Origin of the sequence: Agrobacterium sp. NPDC090273 (assembly GCF_044772305.1) — a bacterium.
Classification (GTDB): Bacteria; Pseudomonadota; Alphaproteobacteria; order Rhizobiales; family Rhizobiaceae; genus Agrobacterium.
In genome coordinates this window covers 384,684-399,770 of the sequence record NZ_JBIVYN010000006.1, presented here as the reverse complement: position 1 = coordinate 399,770, position 15,087 = coordinate 384,684, and the positions used below count along the sequence as shown (strand labels likewise).

The 15,087-nt window shown below is 55.3% G+C and carries 13 protein-coding genes; 8 read left to right on the top strand and 5 right to left on the bottom strand.

The window, feature by feature from the left end:
* Entirely contained in the window at positions 1–438 is a 438-nt protein-coding gene (locus ACIQT8_RS18235) for a YqaA family protein (RefSeq protein WP_400968082.1), read from the bottom strand.
* Between the two features lie 78 nt (positions 439–516).
* Positions 517–1,527, bottom strand: a complete 1,011-nt coding sequence (locus ACIQT8_RS18230) for a LacI family DNA-binding transcriptional regulator (protein ID WP_400967975.1) — start codon at positions 1,525–1,527, stop codon at positions 517–519.
* Between the two features lie 193 nt (positions 1,528–1,720).
* Between ACIQT8_RS18230 and ACIQT8_RS18225 the strand changes: the two genes are divergently transcribed.
* From ACIQT8_RS18225 to ACIQT8_RS18190, 8 genes are all read left to right on the top strand, one after another.
* Complete coding sequence (locus ACIQT8_RS18225; RefSeq protein WP_138793258.1) at positions 1,721–2,749, top strand: ABC transporter substrate-binding protein; 1,029 nt, start codon at positions 1,721–1,723, stop codon at positions 2,747–2,749.
* Between the two features lie 124 nt (positions 2,750–2,873).
* A complete protein-coding gene (locus ACIQT8_RS18220) occupies positions 2,874–5,099 on the top strand; it encodes an ABC transporter permease (protein WP_400967971.1) in 2,226 nt (741 codons plus the stop codon).
* Positions 5,096–6,154 carry an ABC transporter ATP-binding protein gene (locus tag ACIQT8_RS18215; RefSeq protein ID WP_400967968.1) on the top strand — a complete coding sequence of 353 codons (1,059 nt, stop codon included), beginning with the start codon at positions 5,096–5,098 and terminating at the stop codon, positions 6,152–6,154. The genes ACIQT8_RS18220 and ACIQT8_RS18215 overlap by 4 nt, the downstream gene beginning before the upstream one ends.
* Before the next feature lie 20 nt (positions 6,155–6,174).
* Positions 6,175–6,972, top strand: coding sequence for an inositol monophosphatase family protein (locus ACIQT8_RS18210; RefSeq protein WP_400967965.1), 798 nt, complete (start codon positions 6,175–6,177; stop codon positions 6,970–6,972).
* 203 nt (positions 6,973–7,175) lie between these two features.
* The gene (gene ugpB / locus ACIQT8_RS18205) at positions 7,176–8,486 is read left to right on the top strand and encodes a sn-glycerol-3-phosphate ABC transporter substrate-binding protein UgpB (protein WP_262528559.1); all 1,311 of its coding nucleotides are present in this window, start codon (positions 7,176–7,178) and stop codon (positions 8,484–8,486) included.
* A gap of 66 nt (positions 8,487–8,552) precedes the next feature.
* On the top strand, positions 8,553–9,434 hold the full coding sequence (gene ugpA, locus ACIQT8_RS18200) for a sn-glycerol-3-phosphate ABC transporter permease UgpA (RefSeq protein WP_400967962.1): 882 nt from the start codon (positions 8,553–8,555) through the stop codon (positions 9,432–9,434).
* 9 nt (positions 9,435–9,443) lie between these two features.
* Positions 9,444–10,292, top strand: a complete 849-nt coding sequence (gene ugpE / locus ACIQT8_RS18195) for a sn-glycerol-3-phosphate ABC transporter permease UgpE (RefSeq protein ID WP_400967959.1) — start codon at positions 9,444–9,446, stop codon at positions 10,290–10,292.
* The gene (locus ACIQT8_RS18190) at positions 10,292–11,341 is read left to right on the top strand and encodes a sn-glycerol-3-phosphate import ATP-binding protein UgpC (protein ID WP_400967956.1); all 1,050 of its coding nucleotides are present in this window, start codon (positions 10,292–10,294) and stop codon (positions 11,339–11,341) included. The genes ugpE and ACIQT8_RS18190 overlap by 1 nt, the downstream gene beginning before the upstream one ends.
* Positions 11,342–11,407: 66 nt before the next feature.
* Here ACIQT8_RS18190 and ACIQT8_RS18185 read toward each other — a convergent pair whose 3' ends face one another.
* The 3 genes from ACIQT8_RS18185 to ACIQT8_RS18175 form a co-directional block, all read right to left on the bottom strand.
* Positions 11,408–12,361: a substrate-binding domain-containing protein gene (locus ACIQT8_RS18185; protein ID WP_400967953.1), complete on the bottom strand. Its 954-nt coding sequence runs from the start codon at positions 12,359–12,361 to the stop codon at positions 11,408–11,410.
* Between the two features lie 89 nt (positions 12,362–12,450).
* On the bottom strand, positions 12,451–13,452 hold the full coding sequence (locus tag ACIQT8_RS18180; protein WP_400967950.1) for an ABC transporter permease: 1,002 nt from the start codon (positions 13,450–13,452) through the stop codon (positions 12,451–12,453).
* Positions 13,453–13,460: 8 nt separating this feature from the next.
* Positions 13,461–14,984, bottom strand: coding sequence for a sugar ABC transporter ATP-binding protein (locus tag ACIQT8_RS18175; RefSeq protein ID WP_400967947.1), 1,524 nt, complete (start codon positions 14,982–14,984; stop codon positions 13,461–13,463).
* Positions 14,985–15,087 lie beyond the last annotated feature (103 nt).

Sequence of the window (15,087 nt, the reverse complement as noted above, 5' to 3'; positions counted from 1 at the left end):
TTAGAGAACGTTCACCGTTATCAGAGCGAGTACGACGTAGCGGCCGACTTTGGCCAAGGTGACGAGCAACAAAAAGATCCCGAACGGCTCCCTCATGATACCGGCTGCAACCGTGAGGGGATCGCCGACCAGTGGCGCCCAGCTCAAAAGCAAAGACCATTTCCCGTAGCGGTGATACCAGGCCTGAGCGCGGCCAAGCGCTGCTCCATTAACCGGGAACCACGACCGATCGCGAAAATGTTCGATGCCGCGCCCCAGCAGCCAGTTCACGATCGAACCTGCGACGTTTCCGATACTTGCGACGACAACGAGCAGCCATACGGGGTAAGATTTCAGAGATATCAGAGCGACGAGCGCGGCTTCGGATTGCATCGGCAGGATTGTTGCGGCCACGAACGCGGCGAAAAACAAACCCGCATAAACCCCCAGACTGGTTATCATTATCCCGGCACTTCCCGATGATCACGTTACGTCAAGGTGACCTGACGCAAACAAAGTCCAGGGTCAAGCACACAGTCAACCCGCCCTGACGGAACCCCGCCATTGAAGCTCGGCATGCAGCAGGATCGACGGCGTCGTTTCGCCCAAATCCGGCTCGCGGCTAAGCCAACTGACAGCCGCATCGGCAATTTGGATCACGGGTTGTGCAAAGGTCGTCAGATCGTACGAGGACCAGCTGCCCTGCTCGATATCATCGAAACCGATGATGCAAAGTTCACCGGGTACGTCGATCCCGAACTTGTGGCGTGCCGCATCCATGAAACCGCAAGCGACCAGATCGGTGACGCAAAAAACTGCATCGGGTCGCTTGGCACCGGTCATGATACGCTGCGCCAACACGACACCACTCTGATATGAGGTCGGTCCATACCGCTCCACCTTGACTTCAATGCCGTGCTCTCTGGCAGCGCTCAGGAAGCCTTCTTCGCGCGCCATCAGGCTTGGCGTCATTGCCGCAGAATTTGCAAAAGCGAAATCGCGACAACCGGCCCTCAGGAATGCGAGCACAGCGCGTCTTGCGGCTTCACGATCATCTAGATTGATCCGTAAAGGCCCGTCTTGCCGATCATCGCGATTGATGAGAACGAGACGCTGCCCGTTGCGAAGGCAAGTATCCGTGATCGATTTGTCAGGCATGCCAGAAAGGATGACAGATGCGTCAGCCCGGTAGCGGATTGCCTGCTTCAAGGCTGCCTCGACACTTCCGTCAGTCCGGTCGGTATCGATCAGCATTGCGACCTTACCTGCGGCTTGCAGCCGTTCCGTGAGCGCACGGATCAGGGAGGAGCGATAGGGCGTACTGAGATCTGAAACGACAAGGCACACAATCCCGCTTTCGTTGCGCATAAGACCACGGGCGAGCTGATTGACATGGTATCCAAGCGCCTCCGCTGCCTCCGTGACACGTCTGCGTGTATCGGGCGATACGCTGGCACCGGGCGTGAACGTGCGCGACACCGCAGAGCGCGAGACGCCAGCGTGCTCGGCCACTTCCTTCGCGCTCACAAAAACCTTGCGTCCCTTCATCGCCCCTCACCGCTCCTCACATCAGCAATGCCATAAAATTGCAAAGCTGTGCAACAAAATGATGTCAAGGTGAGGTCCCATTTATGGATTTTCATATCATTAACGATTGACATCCCGCTTACCATGAGGAACTCTTTGCACACGCTTGCAAAGCGTGAGGCGTGGAGGCGCCTTTCAAATCTGGGAGGAAATTATGGGTGCAACGCATATTGCAGCAGCCGGTCTTTTGGCTGGTTTTGCCTTTCATGCTGGCACGGCCTTGGCGGCTGGCGACCTTAATCTCATATGCTCGGCAGATGTTGTTATCTGCGAACAGATGAAGGGAATGTTCGAGAAAGAGAAGGGAATTACCGTCAATATGGTCCGTCTGTCGTCAGGCGAGACCTATGCAAAAATCCGTGCAGAAGCGAGAAACCCGAAGACCGACGTCTGGTGGGCCGGCACCGGCGACCCACACTTGCAGGCCGCATCTGAAAATCTGACGCAGGAATACAAATCCCCAATGCTCGACCAACTTCAGGATTGGGCGAAAAAACAGGCGGAAAGTGCCGGCTACAAGACTGTCGGAGTTTATGCGGGCGCGCTTGGATGGGGATACAACACCGACATCTTCAAAACCAAGGGCTACGCGGAACCGAAGTGCTGGGCGGACCTGTTGAACCCTTCCTTCAAGGGTGAAATCCAGATTGCCAATCCGAACTCATCGGGCACAGCCTATACAGCACTTGCCTCGCTCGTACAGATCATGGGTGAAGACAAGGCGTTCGAGTATCTCGGCAAGCTTAACGCCAATATTTCTCAGTACACGAAGTCCGGGTCCGCGCCTGTGAAAGCTGCTGCCCGCGGCGAGACGGCCATTGGGATCGTCTTCATGCACGACGCCGTGGCCCAGATCGCCGAGGGTTTCCCGGTCAAGGCAGTCGCTCCTTGCGAAGGAACCGGTTACGAAATTGGCTCAATGTCGATCGTCAAGGGCGCCCGCAATCTGGAAAACGCCAAAATCTGGTATGACTGGGCACTCACCGCCGAGGTGCAGTCGCATATGAAGGATGCCAAATCCTTCCAGCTCCCTTCAAACAAGAACGCGGAAGTCCCCAAGGAGGCTCCGAAGTTCGAGGACATCAAGCTGATCGACTACGACTTCAAAGTCTATGGCGACCCCGAAAAACGCAAGGCATTGCTGTCACGCTGGGATAGCGAAATTGGCGCCAAAGCCAACTGATCGCTGAGGTCTTAGAGGCGCCGTTGGGAGACCTCGGCGCCTCCATCCACCCGATTTGACGTCGCCATCTGGAAGCGTGCGATCACGTGCGCGTTCATGGCATGCTATCGAAGGGCCTTGCAATATGGATTACCGGAACCGGCGACTGGACTTCACGCTCTGGCTTGGGCTAGCGGCATTTCTCTTGCTGCCATGGTATCGCATTGAGAGTGGATTTTATGCCTTCCGATGGGTTGCAGATTATCCTCTGGCGCCATCCGCATCACCGGCACTGCTCCAGATCCCCCTCCACGGCAAATTGTGGCTCGCCTTTAACCTTGCCCTCTTCCTGGCCTCATGTGCTGCACGCTTTGTGAAAGATCCGACGCTGCGTGCCAGGCTCCTGTGCTGGTCTGGATTTCTCGGTCTGCTTTTCCTTGCTTTGCAGGGGCTTGCGATTGGCATCACCGGTTGGAACTGGACGATCGCTGAAACGCTTTTTGGCCAGATTTCTGACGGCCAGCCATCAATGGGCGCCGGCGCCGTACTCGCTGCAATCTCCTATGTCCTTATTTTTTCATTCGGTCTCGCTGAACGTGGCGCGATGAAGGGCGACGCCTTCATCGTTGCGACAATCTCGGTCCTCATTTTCCTCGTAGTGGTTTTCGTTTTCTATCCGATCGGCAGCATGTTCGTTGGCGGCTTCCAGGATTTTGACGGCTCCTTCAACTCGGATGGTTTTTTTCGCAACGTCACGGACGGCTCAATCTGGAGCCTTGGCTGCATCACCGATGGATCGCGTTGTGGTGTTGCCTGGCGTACCCTCGTTCTTGCGATCATGACCGCGAGCGCATCGACATTGCTTGGTCTCGCGTTTGCCCTGGTTGCGACCAGAACCCGCTTTCGGTTCAAGAAGGGGCTACGGCTTCTGACTGTTCTGCCGATCATCACGCCACCGTTCGTCATCGGCCTTGCCCTGACCCTCCTGTTCGGCCGAGCGGGCATCGTCACCACCACACTTTCGGATCTCTTCGGGATTGAGCCAAGCCGATGGCTTTACGGTCTCACGGGCATCTGGATTGCCCAGGTGCTCTCGTTTACACCGATCTCGTTTCTCGTTCTCATCGGAGTTGTCGAGGGCGTTAGTCCTTCGATGGAGGAAGCCTCGCAAACGCTACGGGCCGGGCGCTGGCGTACCTTCTGGGCCGTGTCGCTGCCTCTGATGAAGCCTGGACTTGCCAATGCCTTTCTGATCGGTTTCATCGAAAGCATGGCTGACTTTGGAAACCCTCTGGTCCTTGGCGGCAGCCACGGCGTCCTCTCAACCGAGATTTTCTTTGCGGTCGTCGGCTCACAAAACGATCCATCGCGCGCGGCAGTCCTCGCTATGATCCTTTTGTGCTTTACGCTCACGGCTTTCATTGCCCAGCGCTTCTGGCTAGCCGGGAAAAACTTCGCAACGGTGACCGGAAAAGGAGATTCCGGTCAGCATGCAGCCTTGCCAAAGCCGGTTTCTATTCTCGTTCATATCATCGTCATTCCCTGGATGGCGTTCACGGCTGTCGTCTATGGAATGATTGCGTTCGGTGGCTTCGTCAAAACCTGGGGCCTCGACAATTCACTTACCCTTGATCATTACCGGCGCGCGTTTTCCTTCTCTGTTGTAGATGGCGGCGTCGCCTGGACCGGTGTTGCCTGGAACTCGTTCTGGACGACAATGGAGATATCGCTAATTGCAGCACCCCTGACCGCAGCGGTCGGTCTTGCGACCGCCTATATCATCGTGCGACAGAAATTTGCGGGTCGCGAGCTGTTCGAGTTCGCACTGATGATGAGCTTCGCCATTCCGGGCACTGTGATCGGCATCAGCTACATCATGGCCTTCAACTTGCCGCCATTGGAAATGACCGGCACGGCTTTGATCCTGATTGCCTGCTTTGTGTTCCGCAACATGCCGGTTGGCGTACGCGGCGGTATCGCGGCCATGTCTCAACTGGACAAGAGCCTCGATGAGGCCTCTATGACCCTGCGCGCCAACAGCTTCCGGACCATCCGACACGTTATCCTGCCACTGTTGCGACCCGCGATCACAGCAGCCCTCGTCTACTCCTTTGTCCGCGCCATAACGTCGATCAGCGCGGTCATCTTCCTTGTTAGCGCGCAATACAACATGGCGACATCCTACATCGTCGGACTTGTCGAGAACGGCGAATATGGCGTGGCAATCGCGTATTCCTCAATGCTCATCGTCGTGATGATCGTCGTCATCACCGGCTTCCAGCTCGCCGTCGGCGAACGTCGCTTGCGACGCGAGAATCGTGTGGCGGGCGTTTCGTCTGCTCAATCTGAAACTCTGGAGAAAACGGCATGAACAATCGCCCCGGCTCGGTAACCTTCCAGAATGTCAAAAAGCAGTTCGGTGCCTTTACCGCCATCCACGATCTGTCATTGACCATTGAACCAGGAACGTTGGTGACGCTGCTCGGCCCCTCCGGCTGCGGTAAAACCACCACGTTACGGCTGCTTGCGGGGCTTGAACATCCAACCGCTGGCAAGATCATAATCGGCGGCAAGGACGTCACAATGCTGCCCGCCAATGAGCGCGACGTCTCCATGGTCTTTCAGTCCTATGCCTTGTTTCCACACATGTCGTCACTGGAGAACGTCGCATACGGACTGGTTTCGTCGGGGCTGCCGAAAACACAAGCGCGACAGAAGGCTGAACACGGCTTGGAGCTCGTCGGTCTCGCAGGTATGGGAAACCGGCTTCCTGCTGAACTGTCCGGTGGCCAACAACAGCGCGTTGCGGTCGCTCGCGCTCTCGTGCTCGAGCCACAGGTCCTTCTCCTTGACGAACCTTTGTCCAACCTCGACGCGCGTCTGAGAAGGCGTGTACGTAAGGAAATTCGTGACCTGCAACAGCGCCTGCAATTCACTGCTGTCTACGTCACGCACGACCAGGAAGAAGCGCTTGCCGTATCCGACAAGATTATCGTGATGAAGGACGGCAACATTGCACAGGCAGGAAGTCCGCGCGACCTCTACGAGGCGCCTGCGTCGGCGTTCATTGCCGACTTCATGGGGGAGGCAAACGTTGTTGATTGCAACGTCCAGGACGTCGAAGGCGATAGCGCTATCATCCGTATCCAGGACCTGATTCACCGTGTCCCGAGCCGTCGAGCGAGAACCGGACCGGCGCGCCTTGCCGTCAGACCCAACGCCGTGACCCTGTTTGAAGGCAAGGGTGATTTTACCGGGCATGTCACTCATGCGGCCTATCTTGGCGATCACATCGAGTACGAGGTTGAAACAGCGAGCGGAAAGCTTTTCGTTGTTGATTCCGAAGTGGAACGCCCCCTCGCCCCGGCAACAACGGTCGCCATTGGCCTCAAGCCACATGGTATCGCGCTTATTTTCGAACAATAATCAGGCGGATGATTTGAAAAATGTCTATTGCAAAGGCTCACCTCGAACAAAGATACAGTCTCGCGAAGGAAATAGCGGACGAAGCCGGCAAGCTGGCGCTCGAGTATTTCCGCAACCGTGAAAACCTTGTCATCGAGACAAAACGCGATCTGCAGGATGTCGTTTCTGTAGCGGACAGGACCGTTGAAGAACGAATAAAGGAGCGGGTACGTCTCAACTTTCCGGAAGACGGGTTCCTGGGGGAAGAATACGGGCTTACGCAAGGCGTTTCCGGATACACCTGGGTCGTCGACCCGATCGACGGGACCAGCCCTTTCGTCAACGGGATGCCGAACTGGTGCGTTTCCATAGCGGTGCTGTTCGACAATGAACCGGTGATCGGTGTCATCTCGGCGCCTTGCCACGACGAACTCTATGCGAGTGCGTTCGGCATGGGAGCAACTTTGAACGGCAAAACCCTCAGGCTTGACCCATCGCGCAATATCCAGAACTCGGTCACTGGCATTGGCGCCAACAATCACGTCACCCCCGCTTTCGTTGCTCGCATCGTCGAAAGCCTTCTGGAGGCCGGTGGAAACTTTATCCGCAATGGCTCAGGTGCACTGATGCTGGCCTATGTCGCAGCTGGCCGGCTTGTTGGCTATTACGAACCCTACATGCACGCTTGGGACTGCATGGCAGGTTTTTGCCTGGTGCGCGAGGCCGGTGGATGGTTCCACAACTTCCCAACCGAGGGCGACCGGCTGACAAGAGGCGCACCAGTCATTGCAGCCGCTCCCGGCGCGAAAGACGATCTTTCGCGGATCGCCGGACTGTAAACTCGCAATGTGCCAGCTTGCGAAAGATTGAGGGCGGATCTTCTCTCGAGCACTTTCGTTTCAATCGTTCTGCTTTCTGTTGCATTTCTGTTGGAGTTCGCTTTTAATCAAACGGTTAACACAGAAGGACAGGCCGCAACCTGATCGAGGAGGATCAGCTGCGGTAAATAACTGTATCTTTTATGGTTTTCGAAACGGGAGGAATCACCTTGAAAAAAATGAGCTGCCGCCTGGCTGCGGCATCCGCGCTTTCGTTTTTTATCGCGTCAAGCGCATTCGCTGCCACTGAAATTCAATGGTGGCACGCCATGACCGGCGCCAACAACGAAGTCGTCGACGCATTGGCCAAAGAATTTAACGAGAGCCAGCAGGACTACAAAGTCATGCCGGTTTTCAAGGGAACATATCCTGAGACGCTGAATGCTGGCATCGCAGCGTTCCGCGCTAAACAGCCGCCAGCTATCATTCAGGTTTTCGATGCCGGTTCTGGCGTGATGATGGGGGCTGCGGGCGCAATCAAGCCAGTTGCCGACGTACTGAAGGAAGGTGGATACACGTTCAACAAGGACGAATATCTGGCTGGCATCGTCGCCTATTATTCCAAGCCTGACGGCACGATGCTGTCCTTCCCCTACAATTCCTCTTCGCCGATCCTCTATTACAACAAGGACACCTTCGAAAAAGCTGGCCTTGATCCCGCTAAACCACCAAAAACTTGGCCGGAGGTTTTTGAGGCTGCGAAAAAGATCAAGAGCAGTGGCGCCTCTCAATGCGGTTTCACCTCGACGTGGCTCACATGGATCCAGACCGAAAACTTTGCGGCCTGGAACAATGTTTCCTATGGCAGCAATGAAAACGGGCTCGGCGGAACGGATGTTAAACTCGCGGTGAACGCGCCTCTCTTCGTCGAGCATTTCCAGGCAATTGCCGATCTCGCGAAGGACGGAACCTTCCGATATGGTGGGCGCACATCCGAAGCAAAACAACTCTTCATGTCCGGCGAATGCGGGATCCTGACAGAATCGTCGGGTGGTCTCGGCGACATCATCAAGACGGGCATGAACTACGGTATCGGACAGCTTCCATACTATGAAGGCCACGGCCCGCAAAACACCATTCCAGGTGGCGCAAGCCTCTGGGTCTTTGCAGGCCGAAGTGACGCTGAATACAAGGGCGTTGCCGAGTTCTTCCATTTCCTGTCCCAGACGAAGATCCAGGCGCGCCTGCATCAGGTCTCCGGCTACATGCCTGTGACGATTGCCGCATACGAGGAAACCAAGAAGTCCGGTTTCTACGATAAAAATCCTGCCCGTGAGACCCCGCTTTTGCAGATGATGGGCAATCCGCCGACAGAGAACTCCAAGGGTGTACGTCTCGTGAACCTGCCGCAGGTCCGTGACATCATGAACGAAGAGTTCGAGGCGATGCTGGCCGGTAAACAGGATGCCAAGGCAGCACTCGACAAGATCGTCGAACGTGGTGACGCGGCTATCAAGCAAGCTGCAGGCAACTGATCTGATCTCCACATCCGCCCGCTCCTGACAGGTGCGGGCGGCGTTTCACCTCATCAGGAGATCACCTTGCAAAGCGTAGTCTTCCCGAACAAGATTCTGCCCTATCTGTTGGTCGCTCCACAGATCATCCTCACAGTAATCTTTTTCTTCTGGCCGGCGAGCCAGGCTCTTTACCAGTCGACCATGCGTGAAGACGCATTTGGCCTCAGTAGCAATTTTGTCGGGTTCGCTAATTTCTCCGCCGTTCTCTCTGACAGCAGCTATCTTAATTCGCTTCAGGTGACTGTTATATTCAGTGCCATGACTGCATTCGTATCTATGGGCTTTGCCCTTTTGCTCGCAACGGCTGCTGACCGTGTCGTTCGTGGCAGGGGCCTCTACCGTACGATGCTGATCATGCCCTATGCCGTGGCACCTGCCGTTGCAGGCATGTTGTGGCTTTTCATGTTCAACCCTGCCATGGGCACGTTTTCCTACATCCTTCGACGCAACGGGATTGTCTGGGATCCGCTGCTGGATGGAAATCAGGCCATGCTGCTCGTCGTCGTTGCTGCCGCGTGGAAGCAAATAAGTTACAATTTCTTGTTCTTTGTCGCTGGGTTACAAGCAATTCCTAAGTCATTACTTGAGGCCGCCTCAATCGATGGTGCTCGTGGTACCAGGCGCTTCTGGACGATCGTCTTTCCCCTTCTTGCACCCACGACGTTCTTCCTTCTTGTCGTCAACACCGTCTATGCTTTTTTCGACACCTTCGGCATCATTCACGCAGTCACGGGAGGAGGTCCCGCGAAGGCAACGGAAACTCTCGTCTACAAAGTCTATAATGATGGTTTCGTGAACCTGAACCTCGGTTCTTCCGCTGCGCAGTCTGTCATATTGATGGTGATCGTCATTGCCCTGACTGCATTCCAGTTCCGCTTCGTTGAAAAGCGCGTGCACTACGGATGAGGACATCACATGATCGAAAATCGACCTATAGCGCGCATGATCGCCCATCTGATGCTTGTTATTGGCATCCTGATCGTTGCGTTTCCAATCTATTACACCTTTGTCGCTTCATCGATGTCGTCGACCGATATCATTCGCCCGCCAATGTCGCTTCTGCCTGGCGATCAGCTTGGAGAGAACTATAGCGATGCGATGGCCGGGGGCGTCGAAAGGGTGGTCGGCGTAAGCCTGGAACGCCTTCTCTTCAATAGTTTTGTCGTTGCAGTCGCGATTGCAGTTGGCAAAATCGTGATTTCCTTCCTATCGGCATTCGCCATCGTGTTCTTCCGGTTCCCGTTTCGCATGGGATTTTTCTGGATGATCTTCATAACCCTCATGCTTCCGGTCGAAGTGCGTATTCTGCCGACCTACAAGGTGATCGTCGATCTCGGTCTGATTGACACCTATGCTGGGCTGACATTGCCGCTGATGGCGTCGGCGACCGCGACCTTCCTCTTCCGCCAGTTTTTCCTGACCATTCCAGGTGAGATGGTTGAAGCTGCACGAATAGACAACGCCGGTCCCTTCCGGTTCATGCGCGATATCCTGCTGCCATTATCGAAGACGAACATCGCAGCACTGTTCGTGATCCTGTTCATCTACGGATGGACACAATATCTGTGGCCACTCCTCGTCACAAACGATGCGAAGATGAACACCATCATTATCGGTCTCAAACGTATGGTGGATTTCACCGACGCGTCGACGCCGTGGAACTATGTCATGGTGACAGCAATCCTCGCCATCATCCCCCCAATCATTGTCGTAGTGCTGATGCAGCGCTGGTTCGTCAAAGGCCTCGTGGAGACCGAAAAATAATGGCTAAAATTGCGCTGAGAGATGTCCGCAAGGTTTATGGAAGCAATATCGACGCTATCAAAGGCGTCTCGATGGAAATCGACGATGGTGAGATGATTGTTCTCGTCGGGCCGTCCGGCTGTGGCAAATCAACCTTGCTGCGCATGATCGCCGGACTTGAGAGTATATCAGGTGGCCAGATCATGATTGACGGGCGGGTGGTGAATGACCTTGAACCATCTGACCGCGATATAGCCATGGTTTTTCAGAACTACGCGCTTTATCCGCACATGACGGTGCGGCAGAACCTTGCTTATGGCTTGAAGAACCGGAACACCCCAAAAGACGAAATAGATCGCCGCATTGCGGAAGCCGCAAAGGCACTTGAGATCGAGCAATTTCTCGATCGAAAACCGCGGCAATTGTCCGGCGGGCAGCGCCAGCGCGTGGCCATGGGGCGCGCCATCGTGCGAAAACCGGCTGCGTTTCTTTTCGATGAGCCACTGTCTAACCTCGATGCGAAACTGCGCGTACAGATGCGCGTCGAAATCAGGCGCCTCCAGCGCTCACTGGCGACCACAAGCGTTTACGTCACCCACGATCAGATGGAGGCCATGACGCTGGCAGACCGGCTTGTGGTTTTGAATGCCGGTCGCATTGAACAAATTGGTACGCCGATCGAATTGTATGAAAAACCGGCGACAACCTTTGTCGCGACATTTATCGGTTCGCCTTCGATGAACTTGCTGGAGTGCAGCAGATCTTCGAACGGGAGCTGGTCACTTTCCGACACCGTGACCCTATCTGGTGAAGCCGCAACGCTCGGCATCAGACCTGAGGACATCACGCTCGCAGGAAGTATTGACGATCCGGGCCTGACTGCGACGGTCAGCGTCGATGCCGTCGAACTGGTCGGCGCAGAGAGCTACGTGCACGCATCATTTTCCGACGGCGTCACGATTGTTTTCCGTGTTCCCGGCAGATCACAGATCCGGATTGGGGAGACGGTTACGATTGCAGCACAGATGAAAGACTTTCATCTGTTTGATCGAAACGGCACGCGTCTCTAACATAGCTCTAGCAATAAGAACGCCCGCATTAAGCGGGCGTTTTCGTTGGCGCGGATCCGAGCGTTTTCAGAAAGGCGAGTCCGGGAAATAGAACTGCTCCGCATTGTCCTTGGTGATCAAGGTTGCGTCCAGGATGTACTCACCGCTGACAGGAACCTGGTCGTAGAAATGACCTGCTGTGAGCTCCATCGCCGTCGCAACCATCGCCGGCGGATAGAGAACGTCGACAGGGATCAGCTTATCGCCATCCATGACCTTCTTGATCATATCCTTGGAGCCTGCACCCGCCACCACGTACTGGATATCCGTGCGTTTTGCCTGCTCAATTGCCTGCAGTACACCGACAGCCATATCGTCGTCCTGGCACCACACGACGTCGATCTTCGGATACTTGGTCAGGTAATCCTGCATCACGCGGAAAGCATCATCACGGTTCCAGTTGCCATACTGGCGATCCAGGACCTTCACGTTTGATCCCGCGATACCCTTGTCAAAGCCATCCTGGCGTTGTTGATCGATCGGGATCGGCAATCCGCGAATAACAACCACTTCTGCATCAGGCGTGGTCTTCTTGATATATTCGCCCGCGACCTGGCCGAGTGCCGGGTTATTGCCGGCGACGTAAAGGTCGCGGATGGAATTGTCGTTCACGCTTGGTGCCCGATCCACCAGAGCAACAAATGTGCCTTTATCCTTGATTTCCTTGATCGCATTCACAAGCGGATCAGGATCTGAAGGCAGGACGACCAGTGCATCAAGTCCTTGCACAGCAAGATCCTGCAGCGCGTTTGCCTGGTTTGCAGCGTCTGGCGACGTTTTGACGATGACGTTTAGACCCGGATGTTCGGCCATCAGAAGTTTTGCGACACGCTCTGCATGATAAACAACGCCAGCCGTCCAACCGTGGTCGGCTGCAGGTATCGAAACACCAATGGTGACCTTCTTGTCCTGGGCCTGGGCCGCTCCGCTGAACGCCACAGCGAGCGCAGCAAAAGCCACACCAATGAATTTTCTACGCATTCTCTCTCCTCCGAAGATCAGGGCATTCCTCCTCTACGCACCGCGCCTGCCCCAGAACTGCACGGTTGTATTTCTTGCTACGGCTCACATCACCGGCGGCTCAACGAGCGCTGGACAAGCATGGCTATGATGATTATCGCACCCTGAATGGCTCCGATCAGATATTCGCTGACGAAGCTCGACAGGATCATGATGTTCCCGACGATCTCCAGGATAAAGGCGCCGCAGATCGTTCCCCATATGCGGCCGACACCGCCTCTGAGCGCAGTTCCGCCAACGACGACTGCAGTGATGGCTTGCAACTCCCAAAGCATACCCGTCGTGGCAGAGGTCGAGGCAAGACGCGGCACGTAAAGCAGGACTGCAATTGCAACGCAGAGACCCTGAACGACATAGGCGACAGTCCGCACGCGCGCGACCGAAATGCCAGAATAACGCGCGACATCCTCACTCGAACCGACAGCAATAAGATGTCTGCCGTAGCGGGTACGATAAAGCACGAAGGCCGCAATCGCCGCGGTGACGAAAATGACGATTATTGGCACGGGTATTCCTGCGAAACTCTCGAAATAAACCGGTTGGTACAATTTCTGGATCTCCGGATTGCGCAGGGTGATCGCCCCCCCCTGCGACAACCAGGTCGTCAAGCCTCGGTATATCCCCATCGTGCCGAGCGTCGCGATGAACGGCTCTATTCGACCAACAGTGGTAATGAGGCCATTCACCAACCCGCAGGCGGCTCCGATGGCGATGGCAAGCAGCATTGCCGCGATGAGCATCATCAACGGATTGGCAATGGCTCCACTGTTCATAAACAGGATCATCAGACTTGCGACAAACGCAACCATCGCCCCGACTGAAAGGTCAAGGCCGCCTGACGTGATGACATAGGTCGCACCAAGCGCAATGATGGCGATGAACGCACTCCTGGTCACAACGTTAAGAAGATTGTCGATACCGATGAAATTGGGATTGGCGATGGTGCCGAGCACCAGTAGCAAAGCCAGGGCAACGAATGGTGCAACAGCTCGCAGGTCCCAGTCTTTCGATGTTTTGGGCGTCTTGCCTTTTTCGATTGCAGCCTCGGTCATTTTCCCCCTCAAGCAACCTTATCGCTATGAACGCCGGTCGCCAGCGCGACAATCTCGTTCTCGGTCATTCTATCGCCGCTGACCTCTCCAGCTATCCGTCCTGATCGCATGACGAGAATACGGTCGCATATGCCGATCAGTTCAGGCATTTCCGATGAAACAACGATGATTGATCGTCCCTCCTCCGCAAGTTCTGCAATGAAGCGATAAATCTGTTCCTTGGTGCCAATATCGATGCCCCTCGTTGGTTCATCGATGATGACAATCGAAGGATCTAGTAACATCATCTTGGCCAGGAGCAGTTTTTGCTGGTTTCCGCCCGATAGCTGACCAGCGAGCAGGTCTTTGCGGCCCGTTCTAATGTCAAAATCCCGCACTGCATTGTCGAGCGCAGCATTTTCGCGCGTTTTATCGATGCGCAAGAAACTGCTGAACCGTTTGAGCGACGCGAGTGTGAGGTTGATCCGGAGATCCTTGCCGAGCAGCAGTCCCTTCCCCTTGCGATCCTCACTGAGATAAACGATGCCTGCTGCGAGACTATCCCTGGCACTGGTAAAATGTGCGGGCTTGCCCATGTGTCGAACCGCGCCACGGCCCGGTCGAAGCCCAAGAACCCCTTCCATCAGTTCGGTTCTGCCCGCTCCCACAAGACCGGCAAACCCTAAAATCTCGCCTTTGTGCAGCTTGAAGGAGGCCGAGCTCACAAATCCTGGCACGGTAAAATCGACCGCCTCCAGCACGGCTTGCTGCTCTTCGGCTGCGATCCGGTCCGGATAAAGCTTCGCGACATCTCGGCCGACCATCAGCCTCGCCATATCAGCCGGTTCCAAATCAAGGGCCGAGTGCGAAGCAACAAGCTTACCATCGCGAAGCACGGTCACGCGGTCGGCAATCTCTTTCACCTCGGGCAGACGATGCGAAATATAGAGGACTGCGACACCCTTTGCCCTGATTTCACGAATGACATTTAGGAGGGCATCTGTCTCAACCGGCGTCAGACTTGCGGTTGGCTCATCGAAAATAACGACGCGATGGGGAACGAGCAAAACGCGGGCAATCTGGACCAGTTGCCGCTGGGCGATCGAGAGGCTGCCCACAAGCGCATCGGGGTCGATCTGACCACCCAGTCCGGCAACAGCATCGCGAGCCCCCGCCCGCATTGCACGGTCATCGACAACAGGGCCTTTCAAGAGTTCCCGTCCAAGGTAAATGTTCTGAGCGACCGTCAAATCTGGTGCGAGCAGGATTTCCTGATGGACGAGAACGATACCACGTTCTTCCGCGTCGACCGGTCCAGTAAACGAAACAGGAATGCCATCTATTCTAATCTCGCCTGAACTCGGCTTTTCATTGCCTGCCAGGAGCTTCATCAGCGTTGATTTGCCTGCGCCATTTTCGCCGATAATGGCGTGAACTTCGCCAGCGCGAACTTCAAGACTAATTTCTCTTAAAACCTGGACAGGGCCAAATGACTTCGACAGACCCGCAGTTTCAACCACTGGCGGTACGGACTGAACACCCGTTGATACCATGGAGCGTCACCCGCCCAGACAACAGACAGGCGTCGACACTATTTCTAACCGAAAATTTTTGATCATTATCGAACTCCTCCCAAAGCTCGAAAATGAAGCTAGC

Bases quoted from the DNA above. Each gene is read 5' to 3' on its own strand.
- ACIQT8_RS18230 (WP_400967975.1), bottom strand. From the start codon at position 1,527: ATGAAGGGACGCAAGGTTTTTGTGAGCGCGAAGGAAGTGGCCGAGCAC.
- ACIQT8_RS18225 (WP_138793258.1), top strand. From the start codon at position 1,721: ATGGGTGCAACGCATATTGCAGCAGCCGGTCTTTTGGCTGGTTTTGCC.
- ACIQT8_RS18220 (WP_400967971.1), top strand. From the start codon at position 2,874: ATGGATTACCGGAACCGGCGACTGGACTTCACGCTCTGGCTTGGGCTA.
- ACIQT8_RS18215 (WP_400967968.1), top strand. From the start codon at position 5,096: ATGAACAATCGCCCCGGCTCGGTAACCTTCCAGAATGTCAAAAAGCAG.
- ACIQT8_RS18210 (WP_400967965.1), top strand. From the start codon at position 6,175: ATGTCTATTGCAAAGGCTCACCTCGAACAAAGATACAGTCTCGCGAAG.
- ugpE (WP_400967959.1), top strand. From the start codon at position 9,444: ATGATCGAAAATCGACCTATAGCGCGCATGATCGCCCATCTGATGCTT.
- ACIQT8_RS18190 (WP_400967956.1), top strand. From the start codon at position 10,292: ATGGCTAAAATTGCGCTGAGAGATGTCCGCAAGGTTTATGGAAGCAAT.
- ACIQT8_RS18185 (WP_400967953.1), bottom strand. From the start codon at position 12,361: ATGCGTAGAAAATTCATTGGTGTGGCTTTTGCTGCGCTCGCTGTGGCG.
- ACIQT8_RS18180 (WP_400967950.1), bottom strand. From the start codon at position 13,452: ATGACCGAGGCTGCAATCGAAAAAGGCAAGACGCCCAAAACATCGAAA.
- ACIQT8_RS18175 (WP_400967947.1), bottom strand. From the start codon at position 14,984: ATGGTATCAACGGGTGTTCAGTCCGTACCGCCAGTGGTTGAAACTGCG.